Annotated in this window: 20 protein-coding genes; 10 read left to right on the top strand and 10 right to left on the bottom strand. The window is 68.3% G+C overall.

Going from position 1 to position 19,264, the window contains the following annotated elements:
• Positions 1 to 102 precede the first annotated feature (102 nt).
• Positions 103 to 1,311 (bottom strand): polymorphic toxin type 44 domain-containing protein, encoded by a 1,209-nt coding sequence (locus tag K4L06_RS02775; RefSeq protein ID WP_221669939.1) that lies wholly within the window; start codon positions 1,309 to 1,311, stop codon positions 103 to 105.
• 455 nt (positions 1,312 to 1,766) lie between these two features.
• On the opposite strand from K4L06_RS02775, the gene K4L06_RS02770 reads away from it, so the two are divergent.
• Entirely contained in the window at positions 1,767 to 2,000 is a 234-nt protein-coding gene (locus K4L06_RS02770; RefSeq protein ID WP_221669938.1) for a hypothetical protein, read from the top strand.
• Positions 2,001 to 2,091: 91 nt separating this feature from the next.
• Here K4L06_RS02770 and K4L06_RS02765 read toward each other — a convergent pair whose 3' ends face one another.
• From K4L06_RS02765 to K4L06_RS02740, 7 genes are all read right to left on the bottom strand, one after another.
• Positions 2,092 to 2,541, bottom strand: a complete 450-nt coding sequence (locus tag K4L06_RS02765; protein ID WP_221669937.1) for a methyltransferase domain-containing protein — start codon at positions 2,539 to 2,541, stop codon at positions 2,092 to 2,094.
• A gap of 95 nt (positions 2,542 to 2,636) precedes the next feature.
• Positions 2,637 to 3,821 carry a hypothetical protein gene (locus K4L06_RS02760; RefSeq protein WP_221669936.1) on the bottom strand — a complete coding sequence of 395 codons (1,185 nt, stop codon included), beginning with the start codon at positions 3,819 to 3,821 and terminating at the stop codon, positions 2,637 to 2,639.
• A 772-nt stretch (positions 3,822 to 4,593) separates the two neighbouring features.
• Positions 4,594 to 5,595, bottom strand: a complete 1,002-nt coding sequence (locus K4L06_RS02755; protein WP_221669935.1) for a hypothetical protein — start codon at positions 5,593 to 5,595, stop codon at positions 4,594 to 4,596.
• Entirely contained in the window at positions 5,592 to 6,419 is an 828-nt protein-coding gene (locus K4L06_RS02750; protein WP_221669934.1) for a hypothetical protein, read from the bottom strand. The genes K4L06_RS02755 and K4L06_RS02750 overlap by 4 nt, the downstream gene beginning before the upstream one ends.
• 173 nt (positions 6,420 to 6,592) lie before the next feature.
• The gene (locus K4L06_RS22485) at positions 6,593 to 6,727 is read right to left on the bottom strand and encodes a hypothetical protein (RefSeq protein ID WP_255594956.1); all 135 of its coding nucleotides are present in this window, start codon (positions 6,725 to 6,727) and stop codon (positions 6,593 to 6,595) included.
• 71 nt (positions 6,728 to 6,798) lie between these two features.
• On the bottom strand, positions 6,799 to 7,956 hold the full coding sequence (locus K4L06_RS02745) for an ATP-binding protein (RefSeq protein WP_221669933.1): 1,158 nt from the start codon (positions 7,954 to 7,956) through the stop codon (positions 6,799 to 6,801).
• Positions 7,957 to 7,968: 12 nt separating this feature from the next.
• Positions 7,969 to 8,226, bottom strand: a complete 258-nt coding sequence (locus K4L06_RS02740; protein WP_221673499.1) for a tyrosine-type recombinase/integrase — start codon at positions 8,224 to 8,226, stop codon at positions 7,969 to 7,971.
• 264 nt (positions 8,227 to 8,490) lie between these two features.
• Here K4L06_RS02740 and dusA point away from each other — a divergent pair, with 264 nt between their 5' ends.
• The 5 genes from dusA to K4L06_RS02715 all read left to right on the top strand — a co-directional run bounded on the left by dusA (position 8,491) and on the right by K4L06_RS02715 (position 13,487).
• Positions 8,491 to 9,501 carry a tRNA dihydrouridine(20/20a) synthase DusA gene (gene dusA, locus K4L06_RS02735; protein WP_343225719.1) on the top strand — a complete coding sequence of 337 codons (1,011 nt, stop codon included), beginning with the start codon at positions 8,491 to 8,493 and terminating at the stop codon, positions 9,499 to 9,501.
• Between the two features lie 341 nt (positions 9,502 to 9,842).
• Positions 9,843 to 10,433, top strand: a complete 591-nt coding sequence (locus tag K4L06_RS22480; RefSeq protein WP_255594955.1) for an arginine deiminase-related protein — start codon at positions 9,843 to 9,845, stop codon at positions 10,431 to 10,433.
• A gap of 223 nt (positions 10,434 to 10,656) precedes the next feature.
• Entirely contained in the window at positions 10,657 to 11,004 is a 348-nt protein-coding gene (locus K4L06_RS22475; protein ID WP_255594954.1) for a hypothetical protein, read from the top strand.
• 59 nt (positions 11,005 to 11,063) lie between these two features.
• Entirely contained in the window at positions 11,064 to 11,747 is a 684-nt protein-coding gene (locus K4L06_RS02720; RefSeq protein ID WP_031372686.1) for a response regulator transcription factor, read from the top strand.
• A gap of 330 nt (positions 11,748 to 12,077) precedes the next feature.
• Positions 12,078 to 13,487, top strand: a complete 1,410-nt coding sequence (locus K4L06_RS02715) for an ATP-binding protein (protein WP_221669931.1) — start codon at positions 12,078 to 12,080, stop codon at positions 13,485 to 13,487.
• 214 nt (positions 13,488 to 13,701) lie between these two features.
• Here K4L06_RS02715 and K4L06_RS02710 read toward each other — a convergent pair whose 3' ends face one another.
• Both K4L06_RS02710 and K4L06_RS02705 read right to left on the bottom strand, forming a co-directional pair.
• Positions 13,702 to 14,409 carry a M90 family metallopeptidase gene (locus K4L06_RS02710; protein ID WP_343225808.1) on the bottom strand — a complete coding sequence of 236 codons (708 nt, stop codon included), beginning with the start codon at positions 14,407 to 14,409 and terminating at the stop codon, positions 13,702 to 13,704.
• Between the two features lie 60 nt (positions 14,410 to 14,469).
• Entirely contained in the window at positions 14,470 to 14,754 is a 285-nt protein-coding gene (locus K4L06_RS02705) for a hypothetical protein (RefSeq protein ID WP_221669930.1), read from the bottom strand.
• Positions 14,755 to 14,919: 165 nt separating this feature from the next.
• Here K4L06_RS02705 and K4L06_RS02700 point away from each other — a divergent pair, with 165 nt between their 5' ends.
• From K4L06_RS02700 to K4L06_RS02685, 4 genes are all read left to right on the top strand, one after another.
• Entirely contained in the window at positions 14,920 to 16,749 is a 1,830-nt protein-coding gene (locus K4L06_RS02700; protein ID WP_221669929.1) for a DegV family protein, read from the top strand.
• Positions 16,750 to 16,833: 84 nt separating this feature from the next.
• Positions 16,834 to 17,505 (top strand): glycerol-3-phosphate acyltransferase, encoded by a 672-nt coding sequence (locus tag K4L06_RS02695; RefSeq protein ID WP_221669928.1) that lies wholly within the window; start codon positions 16,834 to 16,836, stop codon positions 17,503 to 17,505.
• Entirely contained in the window at positions 17,505 to 18,500 is a 996-nt protein-coding gene (birA, locus tag K4L06_RS02690) for a bifunctional biotin--[acetyl-CoA-carboxylase] ligase/biotin operon repressor BirA (RefSeq protein WP_221669927.1), read from the top strand. Before K4L06_RS02695 ends, birA begins: the two co-directional genes overlap by 1 nt.
• A complete protein-coding gene (locus K4L06_RS02685) occupies positions 18,497 to 19,255 on the top strand; it encodes a type III pantothenate kinase (protein ID WP_221669926.1) in 759 nt (252 codons plus the stop codon). The genes birA and K4L06_RS02685 overlap by 4 nt, the downstream gene beginning before the upstream one ends.
• The last annotated feature ends 9 nt before the right edge of the window (positions 19,256 to 19,264 follow it).

The following is a 19,264-nucleotide window of genomic DNA, read 5'->3' as shown; positions in this document are numbered from 1 at the left end:
GCGTCGCTGGCGCAAGCATAGAGCAAGCGCGCTGCGGTGGAGCCCAAAACGAAAACGCCGGCCCCAGGCCGGCGTCTTCGCAGCGATGCTGGCGGACCTGGCTCAGTCCGACCACACCCGCCACATGCCCGAGTTGTAGTACTCGTAGCCGGCCTTGATCTGCGCCTGGTCGCGCGGGTCGTCGCCGTAGCTGCTGTCGCCCAGGTCGTAGGGCTTGCCCCAGCCGTCCTGGGTGGTGTTGGACTCGATCTGCACGTAGCCGGCGCCGCGCAGGCCGATCTGCTCGGGAATGTCCATCGCCGCGGCGATCACGCCGAAATGGAAGTTGCCGTAGTTTTCGTACTGCGCGCCCTGGGTCTTGAAGTCCCACGGGCCGCCGCCCTGCACCTGTTGCTTGAACCATTGCATGTCGCCCGGGTTCGGGAACTCGTGCTTGTGGGTGTCGGCGATGTTGGCGTCCATCGACACCCCCGGGGGCGCTTCGGGCACGTTGATCAGGCCGGCCTTGGCGGCCTCTTCCATGCTCAGCACCTTGCCCATCGCCTGGGCCACGCCGTCGATGCTGGCGCTGGCGCCGAGCAGGCCGACATCGTCGTTCTGCATGGTCTTGAGCTGCGGCATCGCCGCTTCGAACACCGCGGTGCGGGTCGGCAGGTCGGCGCCCTGAGCGGCGTTGAGGATGCCGGTCAGCGCGCTGGGATCGTACTGGTTGGTGCCGGCGGTGCGGCCGCTGAAGTCGACGATGTGGCGGCGGCCCATGGCCACGCTCATCACATCCTGCAGTTGCTCCTTGCTCAGCGAGCCGACCGCCTCCTGGAACGCGGCTGGGTCGTTGCCCAGGCTGGCCAGGACCTTGCCGACCGCGACCGTCTCGGCGTTGCCCCAGGTGCCCTGGGTGGCGCTGTACTCGTCGCCGATGTCGCCCTTGACCGCATCGACGAAGCCGGTCTTGGCGTCGCTGCTGCCGTGGCTGGCGATCGCGTCGGCCAGCGCTTCGCGGCCGCCGTTGTCGCCGTCGAAGGCACGCACGAAGCGCGCGGTCTGGGTCGCGTCCATGCCTTCGGCGAGCTTGTTGAACAGGTCGCTGCGCTCGCCTTTGCTCAGCGAGCCCATCATGCCGTCGACTTCCTGGGTCCAGTTCTTGATGTCGTCGTCGCTGAGCTTGCTGATGAACTCGTTGCGCTCCTGCGGCGAGAGCTTGTCGACCTCGGCGCTGATCGCGTCGAGATCGCCCTTGCTGACGTCCCAGTCGAACACGCCCTGGCTGAGCCGGTCTTTGGCGGTGGATACGGCGGAGTCGACGCTGCTCATGGGAGGCTCCTGGCGAGATGGCGGCCGCGCCTGCGGCGCGCCGGCGCGGTGCGTTACCGCGATGCAGGGCAGGCTAGGACGGCGACGGCGCAGACGCATTCAGGGACGACCCTAGGCGCGGCCGGAAAAAATCGAATCCGTGATGGATATCGCAACTTACACCTGGCCGTTGACCGGCCGCCGGTATCGACGCGTCCGTGTCGCCGCATTCCGATGCGGGGTGCGGTTCGCTGCCGCGCCTGCGGGCGGCCGAGCCGCAGGTGCGCCATGCGGCGCGATCGGTCGATGTGGCGAGCGGCAATCGGCGGCACGCAAGATCGATCGCAGATAGTGTGTTTTTTGCCGCGGATGGCGGAGTGAATCACCGCTGACCTCCGTTCGCGGAGCGCGCCCGCCTGAGCGATGCGGGTGGCCTAAGATCGACGGCCATCCCGATCGACGCGAGCCAGACGAGCATGAATCGAGTCCTTTTCGGCGCAGCGGCGCTGTCCGCCGCGATGCTGTCGTCCGCTTGCGCCAGCGGCGACGGCCTCGGCGTGGCCGAGTTGTCGCCCTTGTGCGCACAGCAGTACCAACAAGCCTCCGAGCACGCGCGCGGCGGCGGCGAGCAGGAGCGGGCGACCTACATCCACCATGTGTCGCCGAACTGCCGGCAGGAACAGGAGCGGCTCGAATCGGGACGGCGTTGATCGGCTGGGCCGCAGTGCCGCGAGCCTAGTCCGTTCGCGTCAGCCGGAACGGGCCTTGACGGACCAGCGCAAGCGCGACCGGCGCGCTCGCCTAAGCCGAAGGGCGCCGTCGCGGCAAACGGATTTCGCGCAAGGGATTTCCGCCGTCGACGAACAACCGGCCCCGCGGCGTCAGGGCGGCGCGGATCCGCGCCAACGCCGCCTCCCAGGCCTGCGGATGGCGCCCGTCGAGCGCGCCGACGCGCACCGCGAACGCCAGGTCGTAGCGCGCCTCGCCGTCCTCCAAGACCAGGTCCTCCACCGCGACCCGGCGAAACTCCAGCCGCCCGCCGGCGAGCCGTTCGCCCGATCCGGCCAGCGCCTGGGCGATCGCCTTGGCCGAACGGTCGATCGCCAGCACCCGCCCGTCGTCGCCGATCCGCTCCAGCACCGCGCGCGCCGCCACGCCCGGCCCGCAGCCGATTTCGAGCACCCGCAGGCCGGGTCGCAAGGGCAGGGCGGCGACGATCGCGGCGAGGCGGGGCGAGATCGGATTCGGCATGGCCTTGCGCTTGAGCGGATAACCGGTGCGACGCGATCGCAACGCTGGCCGCCCGATCGGAGCGGCGCAGCGTTGGCGCCCGGGTCGGGGTCAACTCACATGCGCGGCCCGGTACGCGTGGGCGCGGCGTGGTCGGCGGGTTGCTGCGGCGCGGCTTGCTCGGGCGCTTGCTGGGTGCGCGCCTGCTGCTCCTGCCGGTCGACCGTCGCCACCGCCTCGTTGCGCAGCTCGCGGCCCGGGGTCGCCGCGGCGGCTTGCTGGGTCGCCTGGCGCAGCGCTTCGCGATCGCCGCTGTGCGCGGCGGACAGCATGCGATCCAGACTCTGCGAGAGGTCGTCGGCCGGGTTCGAAGCCTTGGGGACCGGCGGTTTGGACGGCAGGTCGCTGCTCCATCCGAACTTCACCATGCCCGGCTTGTCCGCATCGGCGAACGACCTGACCCCGTCCGGCTTCCAGGTTTCCTTCAGCACCGCGCCGGATTTGGTGTAGTACTCGGACAATTCCTGGGCGTTGTTGAGCACCGCCCAGTTGCCGCGGTTGACGAACGCGACCGGAAATTCGCCCGGCTTGGCGACGGCGCCGACGAATCCGCCGTCCTTCTTCACCACCGAGGCTTCGTGGTCGATCATGTAGCTGGGGAAATTGACCTGCGGGCCGTGGCGGATCACGTTGTGCTCGGTATCGCCGAACGGGCGCCTGCCATCGACCTTGGCCACTTCCTCGTTGATCTTGTCGATGATCTGCTTTTCTTCCTTGGACCCGACCAGCGGCGTATGCGGCCGGCCCGCGCCGCGGAAGGTCAGCATGTCGTGCATGTCGTAGTCGCCGGTGAACGGCAACGCCTTCCAGTCCGGCTGCGCCTTGAGCGCGGACAGCGACTCGTCCAGTCGGTTCATGTCGAGCGGGTAGATCTTGCCCTGCACCTGTTCGCCCAGCCCATGGCCGCTGCTGAGGTAGATGCCCTTGAGTTCCCCGCTGGTCTTATCCCAGTGGCCGACATAGCCCTCGATGCCGGCATCGCGGACTTTCTGCAGCATGTCCGCCGAGTTCTCCGGATAAGCCTTGGCGATCGAGGACGACTTGATGGTCTTCTCGAGGATGTCGTGTCCTTTCGCCGCAGCCCCTTGCTCCAGCGCGGCCAGAGTCGCCGCGCCCGCCGCCCTGAAGCTGACGGCGAAATTTCCCTTGCGCGAGGCTTCTTCGATCGCGGCGCGGTGTTCCGGCGTCACGAATTCCCGCTCGACCTGTTCGATCACATTGTTCTTGTCGTTCTTTCCCATCGTAGCTTCCTGTTGCGATTCGGTTTTGAGCGTGGCGGCCGGCGGAAAGTTCAACCATCGCCGCTGCGACGCTGCGTGCGCAGCGTTCGGTGCCGGTTAGGGGCGTAGCGATGCAGGGCGACTCGAGCGCCATGCGGCAGCGATATCGGATCGCGCGATCGCGCGCCGGCCATGCGTGGTGGAGCGATGCGCAGCGCATCGCGGTTCGTATGGACCCCAGGATAATCTTCGCGATCGACTCAGCGGCCGGACTTTCGGTCGCGTGCCGCATTTCGGCTGCGGCGCGTGCTTCGATCGCGAGGTGCGTCACAAATCGATTCGACGTCTTCTTCGCCAGGCGATGACGATTCGGATCGAAGCATGAGTATCGAGGCGCGGCGAGCGGCGTTGGCCGACGAAAGGCCTCATGCGTCTGCCCAGCATCGTGGAGCGGGTGACGGTCTATTCCGGCGAGGTCGATAGCGACGGCGATGCGTCGCGACAGGCCTTGGGATCGACAGACGCGGCTCGGCGCCGCTCAGGGGGCTGGGATGCGGCGGCAGCGTCCGGCTCGATTCCCGGCGTCGCCTGTCGTCGCGGCTGCCCCTGCGCGCGCCCCGAGTTTGGGGTCAGGGGGCTTTCCACGGACAATGAGCGCGATTCCTCCGCGCGGGCCGATCGGCCAGGAAGTAGTACGGTTCACGCCCTATGAACTCGCGAGCTAGTTCTCACCGAATGTGACGCAAAGAACGGGGCGCCATCGGGCGCCCCACCGTAGTGCTAGATGCACGACCTAATTGGTGATGATGACCCGGTTGACCGCCTTCGGTGTGGCGTTCGTGCCTCTAGCTCCTGTCGTGCTGGTGCATGTGCTCGTATGTTCGACCGCGTTGGTCACGACGCCCTTGGCATCGGTCAGTGTCGTGCGCCACAGAAACGTGGCGGTCGGCAACGATGAGGAGTTCCCACACCTGAAGTTGAAGTTTAGCGGGGATGGGGTGGCTGAGGAATACGTGCCGTTGTAATCACTGCAAGTCCATCCGCTCGCGCACTGGATGATCTTTGTATTCCTTTGGACGGGAAACGTCGGCGTGCCTTCGTAGTGGATCTGTGCCGGAATGTTGACGCCTTGTGGGCCAGTCACATTCGGGATCGACACTATTTGGAATCTCTTTCCATAGTTGGCTATGTGGGCTTGCTTCTCACTTGCACACAGGGCGCGACGCCTAACCCCGGATGGCAAGCTGTAGTAGAGGGCGCAGGATGGTTCGTCCAAAACATCTTCCAGGCCGACCACGTGGCCAAGCTCGTGGAGGACGGCGGAATGGAAGTCAACCTCGTTAACGGGAGTCGGATTGAGCCCGGCGCAGTTGAGTTTGTCGACCGGCTGGGGGCCGGTTTGATTGATGCGCCGCTGGTCAACAATTATGTCGGCATTCTCAATGATGCCCGTTGTCGTGTTGCGCTTGACTCGGGCGGTCATGATTGCATTGGGGTTGGGCGGCGCGCCATCTTGAACCGTAACATTCTGGTAATCGAACGTCAGGGGCTGATCTTCGAAACGAGCATGGGAGGTTGTAGTGGTCTTTAGATCAAAGTCGGCCCCTGCCGCATTCCATTCGTTTGCCGCGAAGATGCTGGCGCTCGCGCAGTCAGTCGGGATAGAGGTGTGAAATCCGATAGTGACCGACCGAACTCCGTATTTCCCGAAGATCACAGGGGGCGTGGCACTTGCTGTGCTTGCACATGTCAAGGCAATTGCCGCCGCCATCAACTGGAGAGTTACGACCCTCACAGTGCACCTCCAGTCCGGTGCTTCTCCTGATATCGCCTCAGTTCGGCTTCAATCGACTTGAGGTCTTTGGGCGCGACGCCGGATCGGGCAGGTTGAGGGCCGGGCAGCAGCGTGCCAGCGGGTGACACTTCGTAAGCGAGATAGGGCAAAGCTGTGAAGTGGGGTTCGGCTTGCTTGTTCTTCAGCGCGACATACTGTTCGTACCAGTTTTTGGAAAGCACCAGCAGATATTTCTTTCCTGGAGCAAACTTTGCCTCAGAAAAGTCGATCTGCTCGGTTTCTGGCCCCGTGGGTCCAGAGTGACGCGGCACCAATATCACGTCGCCCGCAGCACGATTGCCCTTGAGCGACCTTACAACGGTGAAAGGAATCTCAGCTAGAAACCCATCGGTGCGCGCCCTGCTTGCTTGGGTCTTTCCGGCCGTAGCGATAACCACCGTATCGGCCAGCAGCATCTGTTCGGCCGGTGTGGTGCTGCTCCCGACGAAGAACCGGTAGGCGATATCGAATAGATCCTTGTTGAGGTCGCGATAGGACTTCACATCTGCGGCGGTGATGCCAAGTGCCGCCAGATCGATCGCGGCATCTCGCGAAGCGGCCTCGGCGTTGGCCGGGAGGGCTGCACTTACCCTGCTGTTGGCTCCAATCAGCTGCTGATAGACGTCCAGACGGCCGCGCCGCGTTAACGCTTGTAGGCGATCTTGCTGGAGTTTCTGGGCGTATTGGCGCCTCGCTTCTGGCGTCGTGCCGTTAAGCTCGGCTTGTGCCGGGTTGGACATACAGAGTCCGCCAATTACCGCTGCGAATAGCAAAGTTCGCCACATTTCACCTGCTCCTTGTGAAGGGCAATGCGTGCCCGAATCGATCATGTAATCGAGCGGCCGCTAGTGGTTGCGACCGCATTGTTCCGCTTGCTTCTCGTGCTGCCGTACCTCCTATGCTAGCTCGTGCCTCCTTTTCATGATCGCGTCTGATCGGTTGGGTTCGGCTAAATCGGTCACATCAACGAAATTTTGAGAGCCTTGTCCGTTTGCTCCTGGTTCTGCTGTTGCTGCAGCTGCGCCAGCTCCTGAGCCTGCTTCTGCGTCTGTTCGTAGTTGAACTGCGTGGTCTCGCGAACGGTGTCCTGCAAGGCTGGCGCCTTCGGACTTTGAGTCAGCTTGAGCGAGATTGGCTCCGTGCCGGCCGAGTGCCGCGTTAGTCCTATGCCATCGTTGAGTGTTCGAGGGATAGTTTCCAGGTTCCATCTGCCGCGATGTAGGTGCACTCATCCAGACCGTAGACCTGCCAGAGTGTGTCCATTAGCGGTTTCGCCACTGTTCCGGTCCCGTTTTCCAGAGCGTCGGAGCTATCGACAAACTCCTCGGAAAAAACCGCCTCGTCGTCTACAAACGCGTGATGGCTCTTGGTCGGATGATCAATTTCGTAGTGCAGTTCCGTGTTGCTCGCATTCAATAGCGCCAGCGATACTGCAACTGGTCCTCCCAAGCCCCAATGTTTGAGTGTCGCGGCAGCATTGCGTAGTCCGGTCCACGTTTCTTGCGCGGCCCTCTTAGACAAGATCGTTCCCTCTCGCGTTCCTTCGAACTTAGAAGCGGCCGGCCACGAAGTCTCTACGACTCCGTTTCTAAAGACCTGCATTCGACGCGCCCGAGTATCGTTTCCAAGCTGGAACAATCTTCCGTCCAAGTTATATCTAGAGTCCGGGTATCGGGAGTAAGTCGGGTAAGTGTTGGTCAAGTCGAGTGCTGTAGGACTGGCAAAGGCGGCAATCGGCATCACATGCAGCACGCCCCAGGGAACCTTAGCCATCCGGCCGCCAGCTATGTGCCTGTTTAACTCGTCCAGACGTGCACGCCGCCAAGATCGTAGATTTGCAATCGTCTGAGCTCTGGCACCGAAAGCGCTACGAATTTGCTCATGTGTCATGTTGGCCCTGGTTAAGCCGTTGCGAATTTTAAACCACTGTTCGTTGCCCATCGTGGCGAGAAATGGACCTGTGAACTGCTGCGGTATCTCGGCTATGAGCATGTATCCCGACTGTCGTTGAATCGGGATGAACTGAGCTCCGGTTATTCGAGGTTCGATCGAGGCCACAGCCGCCAGCATCTGTTGGGCTATCGTGTCTGGGTTCTCTTGAAACGCGACTTCCTGCGATGCGATCCCCTTGGCTTCCTTTATCCCATAGACAATTCTGCCGCCTCTCGCATTCGCAAAGGCCGCAATGTCTTGTAGGAATTCTTTTCTGGCTTCTGGTTCTTTCAGGTTGGGAGGCTTCGCCTTGAAATCGAGAGTGCTAGTTTCGGCGGCGCCAGTCGCGATCAGGTCATCAATCCATCGCTTCCACTCGGCTGCGTCCATTTCCGGGTTCCCCTAGGCGGCTTTACGGCGTCGCTGCTCGGCGAGTTCGTCGCGATGCAACGTTTCCGGTCTGAGCTGGGTGTGGCGTTTCAGTTCTTCCCAGCTTCTATGCAGCGTGACCGCTGCTACTTGCTCGATACTGTAACCCTGTTCAAACAGGCGAGGCGTGGCCTCGTGTCGCAAGTCGTGGAATGTTGGGTTCTTGATTCCAAGAGCAACGCAGTTTCTTCTGAATGCGGTGCCAATAGACTTAGAGTTGTAGGGAAATATGCGGGCGTCAGTTCTCGCGTGCCTCTTGCACGCCTAGTTCGCGCTCGGTGCGCTCGGCCCATTCCCGAGCGGCGGTCTTTGTCGGGAACGTCCTTGTTTGGGCTTTGAAGCCCTTTCGGCGGACAATGGCCGGCCACTTGGTGCCGCGTGGTTGCAGTGTTGCCACCCGGTGTACCACCCCTGTCGTTGGGGCACTAATGGTACATCGGGGGGCGGATTCAGCCGGCTTTTTAGGGATTGGACAGAATACGAGGGTTTTTGTAAGTGCCTGAGTTAAAAGAAAAATATATTGATGCTCGGGCGCTTAGATTGTCGGTGGCCCCGATGATGGACTGGACCGACACCCACTGCCGGGTGTTCCACCGCACCCTGGCCCCGCATGCGCGGCTGTACACCGAGATGGTGCACGCCAATGCGGTGATCCACGGCGACCGCGCGCGGCTGCTGGCGATGGATCCGGTCGAGCATCCGGTGGCCTTGCAGCTGGGCGGCAGCGAGCCGGCCTTGCTGGCGCAGGCGGCGCAAATCGGCGCCGAGCTCGGTTTCGACGAAATCAACCTCAACTGCGGCTGTCCCTCCGACCGGGTCCAGGCCGGGCGTTTCGGCGCCTGCCTGATGCGCGAGCCGGGCGTGGTGGCCGAGTCGGTGGCGGCGATGATCGGTGCCTGCGACGTGCCGGTCACGGTCAAGTGCCGGCTCGGGGTCGACGACGATCACCGCTACGAGGTGTTCCAGGCCTTCGTCGACCAGGTCGCGCAGGCCGGCTGCGGGCTGTTCGTGGTCCATGCCCGCAACGCCTGGCTGCAGGGCTTGTCGCCGAAGGAGAACCGCGAAGTGCCGCCGTTGCGCTACGACTGGGCCTACCGGCTCAAGCGCGAGCGGCCGCAGTTGCAGGTGATCGTCAACGGCGGCATCGCCGGCCAGGACGAGGCCACCGCCCATCTGGCGCATGCCGACGGCGCCATGCTCGGCCGCGCCGCTTATCACGACCCCTACCTGTTGCACCGGCTGGACGTGGCCTGGTGGGGCGGCGAGTTGCGCAGCCGCGCCGAACTGCTGCGCTCGCTGCGGCCCTATGTCGAGGCGCAGCTGGAGCGCGGGGTGTTCCTCAAGCACATGACCCGGCACATGCTCGGCCTGTTCCACGGCGAGCGCGGCGGCCGCGCCTTCCGCCAGGTGCTCAGCGAAGGCGCGCACAAGCCCGGCGCGGACTGGTCGCTGATCGAGCGCGCCCTGGACGTGACCGAGTCCTTCGCCGCGCGCGACGCGGCCTGAGACGGTCATGATCAGCCGTGACCCGCAGGCCTTCTTCGCCCATGCCCGCGGCCTGGCCGCCGATTTCGGCCCGGCGGTGGCGCGCGCCGCGTTCCTGGTCGCGCCGGACGGCTTCGCCCGCGCCGAGCAGTCGGCCGGCGACAACCGCTACATGGCCGCCGCGGACGGCTTCGACCCCGGCCGCGCCAGCGCCCAGCACCGCGAACTGCACCGGTCGCTGGCGCAGGTCCTGCCGACGGTGTGCTTTGCCGGCGATCCGGACACCCCGGACGCGCTGTTCCCGAACAACGTCTTCGCCACCGGCCGGCCCGACGCCGCCGGCGCGCTACGTGGTCGGGCGCATGCGCCACCCGGTGCGCCAGCGCGAGGCCGCGCGCGCCGACATCCGCGACTTCTTCGGCCAGGTGCTGGGCTATGCCGAGGTCGACCTGTCGCTGCAGCCGCATCCCTGCGAGCTGACCGGCTCGGCGGTGATCGACCGCGCCCGTGGGCTGGGCTACATCGGTCTGTCCGAGCGCTGCGACGAGGCCGGCGCGCGGCTGATCCACCAGGCCTTGGGCCTGCGCGCCAGCCTGCTGTTCGAGCTGGCGCCGGGCGAGTACCACGCCAACGTGGTCCTGGCGGTGCTGGCCGGGCGGGCGGCCCTGATCGCCCCGGCCGGTTTCGCCGACCCGGCGGTGGCGGCGGCGATCGCGGCTTTCTATGCGCCGCACGGAATCGTATTGTCGGCAGCCGAGCAGGGTGCGTTCGCAGCCAATGCGATCGCGCTGTCGTCCTATCGGGTCTGGATGAGCGCCGCCGCCGGGTGCGCGCTGAGCCCGGACAGCCGCGCGGCCCTGGCCGCGGCCGGGTTCGCCGTGGCCACGGTCGAACTGGACGCGATCGAGGCCGGCGGCGGCTCGCTGCGCTGCTGCGTCGGCGAGATTTTCTAGGGTTTTTGCCCGGTTTTCAGCCGGATTCCGGACCAGGATGGGCCGGGAATGATTCTCACCCGCGCGCCGTTTGCGGCGCGGCCTGTGACGCCCGTCGGCTCGGGCTGAACACCGGCCACGGCGGCGCGGAAAAGTTCAGATCGGATTCACCGCTGCGTTTCGAAAATGCCGACACGTCGTTAGTTCGTCCATTATTGTTGCGCTGGGGTCTTCGTCGAACGTCATGAGCATCCGGTCCGCCCGAGTCCTGTCCTCGTTGCTGCTCGTCGCCTCGCTGGCGGCGGCCGGCCAGGCTGCGGCCCAGCACGACGACGACGGGCGGCAGGGCCGCGGGCACGACCGGCGCGACGATCATCGCTCCCTGTCGGACTCGGTTCGCCGCTACGAGCGCGAGAGCGGCGGCGGGCAGGTGCTCAGCGCCGAGCGCGTCCCCTTCGACGGGCGGGACGTCAACCGGATCAAGGTCGTCGACTCCAGCGGCCGGGTCCGGGTCTACATGGACGACCCGCAGCAGCGCGGCGGACGGGAGAACGACCGTCCTACACGCCGTGAAGACAGCGATAACGACTAACCTTCGCTTCGACGGTCCTCACGATCCTGTCGGGGCCCGCAAACATCTAGGGAGTGCCCATGCGAATTCTGCTGGTCGAAGACGAAGCGCCTTTGCGCGAGACCCTGGCCGCGCGCCTCAAGCGCGAGGGCTTCGCGGTCGACGCGGCGCAGGACGGCGAGGAAGGCCTGTACATGGGCCGTGAGGTGCCGTTCGACCTGGGGATCATCGATCTGGGCCTGCCGAAGATGTCGGGCATGGAGCTGATCAAGGCCCTGCGCGACGAGGGCAAGAAATTCCCGGTGCTGATCCTGACCGCCCGTTCGAGCTGGCAGGACAAGGTCGAGGGCCTCAAGCAGGGCGCCGACGACTACCTGGTCAAGCCCTTCCACGTCGAGGAACTGCTGGCCCGGCTCAACGCCCTGGTCCGCCGCGCCGCGGGCTGGAGCAAGCCGACCCTGGAATGCGGCCCGGTCATGCTCGACCTGGCGGCGCAGACGGTCAGCGTCAACGGCGGCAACGTCGACCTGACCAGCTACGAGTACAAGGTGCTGGAGTACCTGATGATGCACGCCGGCGAGCTGGTCTCGAAGGCCGACCTGACCGAGCACATCTACCAGCAGGACTTCGACCGCGACTCCAACGTGCTGGAAGTCTTCATCGGCCGCCTGCGCAAGAAGCTCGACCCGGACGGCGCCTTGAAGCCGATCGAGACCGTGCGCGGCCGCGGCTATCGTTTCGCCATCCCGCGAAGCGGGGATTAAGCGGTACGGCCGCGAAGCGGGGACTAAACAGCACGATCGCGCAGCGGGGATTAAGCGGTACCGCCGCGCAGCCGGGATTTAGCGTTACGATCGCGCGGCGGGGACCCAGCGATACGGCCCCGCAGCGGGGACCAAGGCAAGGCGCGCAGTGTGGCGCTAGCTGCGCGGCGCCCCACCGATAGCAGGTTGCCCTGCCGCGATTGAAGCGGGCGGGGCGGTGCTCCGCCTCGCACCGAAAACCCTCGCACTAAGAACTGGATCCAGGAGCGCAACCCGACCCATGCGGCCCGCGTCCCCAACCGAGGCGGGCCCGCCGGCCCGTGCGGCCCGATGAGCTGGGGCCAGCCGCGCTCGTTGCGCGCCCGCCAATTGCTCGCCGCCAGCCTGGGCCTGCTCGCCTTCCTGGCCCTGGCCGGCTACGCGCTCGACCGGGCCTTCCTCGAGACCGCCGAAAGCAACCTGCGCCAGCGCCTGACCAGCTACGCGCTGGCGTATGCGGCCGATACCGATTTCGGCCGCAGCGGCGAGATCATTCCGCCCTACGACCCGCCCGATCCGCGTTTCGACCGGCCGGGCAGCGGCCTGTATGCCGAAGTCATCCTGCCCAACGGGCATTGGGACTCGATGTCGGCGCAGGGCCCGGTGCTGCCCGACGGCGGCATGCTCAAGCCGGCCCAGGAGACCTTCGAAGGCCCGCTGCCGATCAACGAGATCAGCGGCCGCTCCGGCGAGGCCTACCGCTACGGCCGCGGCCTGATCTGGAGCGTCGACGGCGACAGCAAGTCGGAGTTCCAGTACACGATCTACATCCTCGAAGACACCAGCGCGCTGCGCGCCCAGGTCGCGGTGTTCCGCAAGGCCTTGTGGAACTACCTCGGCGGCGCCGGGGTGATTCTGCTGCTGTTGCAGGCGCTGATCATGCAGTGGAGCCTGCGCCCGTTGCGGCGGGTGATCGAGGAGCTCAAGCGGGTCCAGCGCGGTCTGGCCTCGCGGATGAGCGAGCGCCACCCGCGCGAGCTGGAGCCGCTGACCGAAAGCATCAACGCCTTCATCGAGAGCGAGCGCGAGAACCTCGATCGCCAGCGCAACACCCTGGCCGACCTGGCCCACAGCCTGAAGACGCCGCTGGCGGTGCTGCGCGCGCGCCTGGACGACCGCAACGGCGGCGGCACGATCGACGACGACCTGCGCGAAGACCTGGACGTGCAGTTGCGGCGCATGAACGACCTGGTCTCCTACCAACTCGCCCGCGCCGCTTCCGGCGGCCACGCGCTGTTCGCCGCGCCGATCGCGATCGAGCCGCATGCCGAGGAGATCGTGCGCGGGCTGGAGAAGGTCTATTCGAACAAGGGCATCCTGTGCGAGTTCGAACTCGCCGACGGGGTGCAGTTCCACGGCGAGCCGGGCGACCTGCAGGAACTGCTCGGCAACCTGCTCGAGAACGCCTTCAAGTGGGCGCGTTCGCGGGTGTTGCTGACCGTGCAGGCCGGCGAGATCGCGGCCAACCGCCGTCCCGGCCTGCTGATCGCGGTCGACGACGACGGCCCGGGCATCCCGCCGGAAAAGGTGGCGATGATCCTGCAGCGCGGAGTGCGCGGCGACGAACGCGTGCACGGCCACGGCATCGGCCTGGCGATCGTGCAGGACCTGGTGCGCGGCTACCGCGGCACCCTCGACGTGACCCCGTCGCAGGAACTGGGCGGCACGCGTTTCGAAGTGAAGCTGCCGCCGGGGTTGTAGGCGCCGGCCGCGACCGCGCGGCTTCCTGTAGGAGCGGCGTTAGCCGCGACCGCGATGTTTCGGCCTCGCGCCGAACCCGGCGTTCGTATCGTGTGCTCCAATCTGAGGCGGGCGAGGCGAGACCATCGCTGCGCGGTCGCGGCTCGCGCCGCTCCTACACGGAGAGGGCGCGTCGCGACGCAGGCCTTGAGCCGCGCGGTTGTGCAGCAGCGGCTCAGGCGAACGGCGAGGGGCCGTACAAGCGCTCCAGGTGCGCGGCGACTTCGGGCATTTCCGCGCGCAGCAGCTGTGGGTCGCTGAAATGGTATTCGGTGGCGACGGCGAAGAATTCTTCCGGGGCTTCGGCCGCGTAGGCGTCGATCGCGGTTTCGCGGCCGGCGTCGACCTCTTGCACGAAAGCGTCGTAGGCGCGCTGGAAATCGCGCGCCCACTGTCGCTGCCAGGCGCGCGGCAGCGGCGGAGTGCCGTCGAGCAGGCCGTCGAGCACGTCGAGCTTATGCGCCATCTCGTGCGCGGCGACGCAGTAGCCGGCGCGCGGATCCTCGCAGTCGGCGGCGACGTCGGCCCAGGACAGGATCAGCGGCCCCTGTTCCCAGGCCTCGCCGATCAACTCGTCCTGCCACTCGTGCAGCACGCCGGCGGCGTCGGTGTGACTGCGGTTCACCCGGAACGCATCGGGATAGACGATCAGCTGCGACCAGCCGCGAAGGCCTTCCTCGCCGAACTCGAGCAGGGGCAGGCAGCACAGCGCGGCGAGCCGGGCGCGTTGCGACTCGTCCAGGCTCAATTCGCCGATCGGGCTGATGGTTTTCTCGTGCAGGAAGCGCGCGGCGAGTTCGCCCAGGCGCTGTTGCCGGGCCGGATCCAGCGCCTGCGCCCATGGCAAGGCCGCGACCGTGTCGCGCCACAGGGCGTCGTCGATGGGGCGGGGCGGGCGCCGCAACCGGCGCAGGAACTCGAACAAGCGCGAACCGTCAGCGAATCAGCGGAACATGCCCGGCAGGAAATTGTGCCAGCGCGGCGACTGCAGGCGGTTGTTGCTCTCCGAGTCGCTGTGCACGCTGGGCTTGGCCTTGGTGTCGCGCGCGGTGGCCGGCGCGGCGTTGCGCGAGCTCGGGCGCGCCGCGGCGTCCTTGCGCTGCGCGCTGGCGTTGCTGGAGCAGGCGTCGTTGGGGCTGAGCTTGTTGACCTCGCGCGCACCGACCTCCGCAACGGCCAGGGTCGCGCTGGCGAAGGCGAACAGCAGGCACAGGCAGATCCGTAACATGGCGGAATCCCTTGGAGGTCGTCCCGGCCGGCGTCCGGCCTCGGGAGATTGCCGACTATAGCGCGAAACCAGGACCGCGTCGGCGGCCCTTCGGCGGTGGGCGACCGACGGCGCGCGTGCTGCGCCGCAGCAAGCGCCGGCGCGGGTTTGGGCGAGACTCGCGCCATGCCCACCGCCCGCCCGCCGCTGACCGCACCGGCCCTGCGCCGGGCCCTGATCGCCGGTGCGCGCCGGGTCATCGCCGGGCGCGACCGGCTCAACCGGATCAACGTGTTCCCGGTCGCCGACGGCGACACCGGCAACAACCTCGCCCACACCCTCGGCAGCCTGCTGAACGGGGCGCTGAGCCGGCGCAGCCGGCATATCGGCGAACTGCTGCAGCGCGTCGGCGACGACGCGGTCGACGGCGCGCGCGGCAACTCCGGCGCGATCCTAGCCCAGTTCCTGTACGGGGTCGCGGAGTACGCCCGCGCCCAGCCCGAACTCGACGCCGCCGCCCTGGCCGGCGCGGTCCGGCACGGCGCCGAGCAGGCGCGCGCGGCGCTCGCCCATCCGGTCGAAGGCACCATCCTCAGCGTCATCAACGCCTTCGCCGATGCGCTCGACGAGGCGGCCCAGGCCAGCGACGGCGATCCGCGCGCCGGTTTCGCCGCGGCGCTGGAGCGGGCCCGCGTCGCCCTGGCCAGGACGCCGCAGCAACTGGCGTTGCTGCAGCGGGCCGGGGTGGTCGACGCCGGTGCGCGCGGCTTCGTCGACCTGCTCGAGGGCATCGCCGAATTCGTCGACGGCGGCCCGCGTGCGTTGCGCATGCGCGGCGCCGGCGGCGCCGCCAACGACGCCTGCGCCGGGCATGCCGCGGCGGTACCGGCGGTGCACGAGGCGGTCGATCCGCAGCGGCGTTGGTGCTGCGAATGTCTGCTGATCGGCGAGGCCATGGACCGCGCCGTCCTGGTCGCCCAATTGGAGGCGCTGGGCGCCGATTCGGTGGTGCTGGCCGGCGGCGGCGAGCGACTGCGCGTGCATGCCCATGTCGGCGCGCCGCAACGCCTGTTCGACGCCTGCGCCGGCCACGGCGGGGTCGAGGCGATGAAGGCCGACGACATGCTGCAGCAACAGCGCAGCGTCGAGCGCAGCCAGCGCGTGGCGGTGGTCACCGACAGCGCCGCCGACCTGCCGGACGAACTGGCCGAGCGCCTGGCGCTGCAGGTGGTGCCGGTGCGGGTGTCGATCGACGGCCGCGACTACCTGGACAAGACCGCGCTGAGCACCGCCGAGTTCTACCGCCGGATGGCGGTCAGCGCCGATCTGCCACGCACCAGTCAGCCGCCGCCGGGCGACTTCCGCCGCTGTTTCGACTTCCTGCTCGGCCATCGCGCCCAGGTGTTGTACGTGGGCTTGTCGCGGGCGGTGTCGGGCACCCTGCAGGCCGGCGAACAGGCGGCCAGTCGCGCCGATCCGCAGCGGGTGCGGGTGTTCGACAGCCTCAACGCCGCCGGCGGCCAGGCCCTGCTGGCCTGGCGCGCGGCGGAACTGGCCGAGGCCGGCTGGGACACGGCGGCGATCGTGAGCGAGCTCGAGCGCCTGCGTCCGGCGACTCGAACCTGGGCGATGGCGCGCGACATCCGCCACGCGGTGCGCGGCGGCCGCATCCCGGCCTGGGCCGGCGCGCTGGTGCGCTGGACCGGCCTGACCCCGGTCGCGGCGATGCGCGCGGACGGCCGTCTGGGCGTGCGCACCGGCCTGTTCGCGCGCGCCGGCGCGGCCCAGGCGCTGGCCCGCTACGTCGTCCGGCAACTGCCTGCCGGCGAGCGCTGGCGGGCGATCGTCGGCCATTGCGACGCGCGGGCCGACGGCGAGCGCCTGCTGGCCGAACTGCGCCGCCGGCTGGCGCTGAGCGAGGCCTGGCTGGTCGAAACCGGGCCCGCGCTGGGCGCGCACGCCGGCCGCGGCGCCTTGCTGGTTTCGTTGCAGCCGGCGCCGGCCGCCGACGTGTGACCGCGCGCGGCGGTTCGGCGCGGGCCGGCCCGCGCCGGGCCCGAACCGGGCTCGGATCGCGGCCGGCTCGCGCATAATCCGCGCATGCTGCCCACCGCCCCGATTCCCGTCCTGTCCGACCTCGCCCCGGCGACGCTGGCCTTGCTGCTGGCCGCCTACGCGATCGGCTCGGTGTCCGGCAGCCTGGTCCTGGGCCGGCGGCGCGGCGTGGACATCCGCCAACAGGGCAGCGGCAACGCCGGCGGCACCAACGCCTTCCGCACCCAGGGCTGGCGCTTCGCCCTGGGGGTGGTCGCGATCGACATCGGCAAGGGCGCGCTGGCGGCCTGGCTGGCGTTGCGCTACGCCCCGGTCGGCGGCGCGCTGTCGGTGACCGCGCACGGTTACCTGGCCGGTTTCGCCGCGGTGCTCGGCCATATCTGGCCGCTCTGGCACGGTTTCCGCGGCGGCAAGGGCGCGGCGACCGTGGTCGGCGCGTTGCTGGTGCTGTGGCCGTTCGCCGTGCCGTGGCTGCTGCTGGCGTGGGGGGCGACCGTCGTGCTCAGCGGCTACGTCGGCCTGGCCACGGTGCTGGCCGCGGCCTGCCTGCCGCTCTTGGCCTGGCTCGGCGACGCCGGCGCGCCGCGCTGGTGCTTCGCCGTCGCTGCGGCGCTGCTGATCGCCTTCACTCATCGCGGCAACCTGGCCCGGCTGCGCGCCGGCACCGAATCGCGGTTCGCCCGGGCGCGGCTGTTGCATCGCTGGCGGCGCGGCTGATGGACGACCGTGCTTTGTTGCAACGCCTGATCCAGGGTCCGGCGACCGGCGACGCGCTGGCCAGCGCGGCCGGGCAGACCCGCGCCGCGGTGTGGAAGCGGATCGAAGCCCTGCGCGAGGCCGGGGTCGCGATCGAGGCCAAGCCCGGGCGCGGCTACGCGCTGGCGCAGCCGCTGGATCTGCTCGACGCCGAGGCCATCCGCGCCGCCTTGCCGGGCGCCGCGCGCGCGCGACTGGCCGAGCTGGAGGTGGCCTGGAGCCTGGACTCGACCAATACCGAACTGCTGCGCCGGCCGACCCCGGCCGAGGGCGCGCTGGTGCTGCTGGCCGAACGCCAGACCGGCGGCCGCGGCCGCCGCGGCCGGGTCTGGGCCTCGCCCTTGGCGGCGCACCTGTACCTGTCGCTGGCGCGCACCTTCGGCGGCGGGCTGGCGCGGTTGGGCGGGCTGAGCCTGGTCGCCGGTATCGCCGCGGTCGAAGCCCTGCAAGGGCTGGGTTATGCCGCGGTGCGGCTGAAATGGCCGAACGACCTGGTGGTGCTCGGCGGTGCCGGGCTGCGCAAGCTCGGCGGCCTGCTGATCGAAGGCGGCGGCGAATACGCCGGACCGGCGCGCGCGGTGATCGGCCTCGGCCTCAACGTGCGCATGCCGGCCGACGCCGCGGCGGCGATCGACCAACCCTGGTGCGATCTGGCCGGGCTCGCCGGCGACCGCGCGCTGTCGCGCGATGCGCTGGCCGCGGCGGTGCTGGCGCGCCTGCTGCCGGCGCTGGACGAATTCGACCGCGCCGGGCTGGAGCCGTTCCTGGATCGCTACGCGCTGTTCGACGCGCTGGCCGGCCAGCCGGTGAGCGTGCACGGCGCCGACGCGCGCCACGACGGCGTCGCCCTCGGCCTGGCCGACGACGGCGCGCTGCGGGTGCGCCTGGGCGACGGCGAGGAGCGCCGCTTCCATGCCGGCGAAGTCAGCGTGCGCCGCGCGGAGCCGGGGCGATGACGGCCTGGCTGTTCGACCTCGGCAACACCCGGTTGAAGTGCGCGCCGCTGGGCGCGGACGGTGGTCCGGGCCCGATTTGCGCCTTGCCGCATCGCGAGGACGACGTCGCCGCGGCGCTGGGCGAGGCCTTGCCGGAGCAGCGCATCGATACCGCCTACCTGGCCAGCGTCGCCCATCCGGCCTTGCGCATGGCGGTGCTGCAGGCGCTGGCCGCGCGCTGCCGGCGGATCTCGCTGGCGCGCACCCAGGCCAGCTTCGCCCGCGACGGCTATGGCCGGGTGCGCATCGCCTACGCCGACCCGCGCAAGTTCGGCGTCGACCGTTTCCTGGCCCTGCTCGGCGCGCATGCGCAGCGGCGCGGCCCGGCGCTGATCTGCGGCGTGGGCACGGCGCTGACCATCGACCTGCTCGACGAGCAGGGCCGGCACCACGGCGGCCTGATCGCGCCGTCGCCGACCCTGATGCGCGAAGCGCTGCACGCGCGCGCGCCGCAACTGCCCGAGGACGGCGGCGAGACGCTCGACTTCGCCGCCGATACCGAAGACGCGCTGGCGTCCGGCGCCAACGGCGCGGCGCTGGCGCTGATCGAACGCAGCCTGGAGCGCGCCGGCGCGCGCCTGGGGCAGCGGCCGCGGCTGCTGCTGCACGGCGGCGGCGGCGACGCGCTGGCGCCCTGGCTGCCGGAGGCGACCCTGGAGCCGGCCCTGGTGCTGGAGGGACTTGCGATCTGGGCCGGCATCGAGACGCCGACCTAGGCGCTGAGG

This window comes from Lysobacter sp. BMK333-48F3 (genome assembly GCF_019733395.1).
Lineage (GTDB): Bacteria > Pseudomonadota > Gammaproteobacteria > Xanthomonadales > Xanthomonadaceae > Lysobacter.
The sequence above is the reverse complement of the archived record's forward strand: the minus strand, read 5'-3'. Positions and strand labels throughout refer to the sequence as shown.

Coding starts and splice junctions, on each gene's coding strand:
- K4L06_RS22475 (WP_255594954.1), top strand. CDS start 10,657: ATGAGCATCCGGTCCGCCCGAGTCCTGTCCTCGTTGCTGCTCGTCGCC.
- K4L06_RS02765 (WP_221669937.1), bottom strand. CDS start 2,541: ATGCCGAATCCGATCTCGCCCCGCCTCGCCGCGATCGTCGCCGCCCTG.
- birA (WP_221669927.1), top strand. CDS start 17,505: ATGGACGACCGTGCTTTGTTGCAACGCCTGATCCAGGGTCCGGCGACC.
- K4L06_RS02760 (WP_221669936.1), bottom strand. CDS start 3,821: ATGGGAAAGAACGACAAGAACAATGTGATCGAACAGGTCGAGCGGGAA.
- K4L06_RS02700 (WP_221669929.1), top strand. CDS start 14,920: ATGCCCACCGCCCGCCCGCCGCTGACCGCACCGGCCCTGCGCCGGGCC.
- K4L06_RS02715 (WP_221669931.1), top strand. CDS start 12,078: ATGAGCTGGGGCCAGCCGCGCTCGTTGCGCGCCCGCCAATTGCTCGCC.
- K4L06_RS02685 (WP_221669926.1), top strand. CDS start 18,497: ATGACGGCCTGGCTGTTCGACCTCGGCAACACCCGGTTGAAGTGCGCG.
- K4L06_RS22480 (WP_255594955.1), top strand. CDS start 9,843: ATGCGCCACCCGGTGCGCCAGCGCGAGGCCGCGCGCGCCGACATCCGC.
- K4L06_RS02750 (WP_221669934.1), bottom strand. CDS start 6,419: ATGTGGCGAACTTTGCTATTCGCAGCGGTAATTGGCGGACTCTGTATG.
- K4L06_RS02705 (WP_221669930.1), bottom strand. CDS start 14,754: ATGTTACGGATCTGCCTGTGCCTGCTGTTCGCCTTCGCCAGCGCGACC.
- K4L06_RS02745 (WP_221669933.1), bottom strand. CDS start 7,956: ATGGACGCAGCCGAGTGGAAGCGATGGATTGATGACCTGATCGCGACT.
- K4L06_RS02770 (WP_221669938.1), top strand. CDS start 1,767: ATGAATCGAGTCCTTTTCGGCGCAGCGGCGCTGTCCGCCGCGATGCTG.
- K4L06_RS02720 (WP_031372686.1), top strand. CDS start 11,064: ATGCGAATTCTGCTGGTCGAAGACGAAGCGCCTTTGCGCGAGACCCTG.
- K4L06_RS02695 (WP_221669928.1), top strand. CDS start 16,834: ATGCTGCCCACCGCCCCGATTCCCGTCCTGTCCGACCTCGCCCCGGCG.
- K4L06_RS02775 (WP_221669939.1), bottom strand. CDS start 1,311: ATGAGCAGCGTCGACTCCGCCGTATCCACCGCCAAAGACCGGCTCAGC.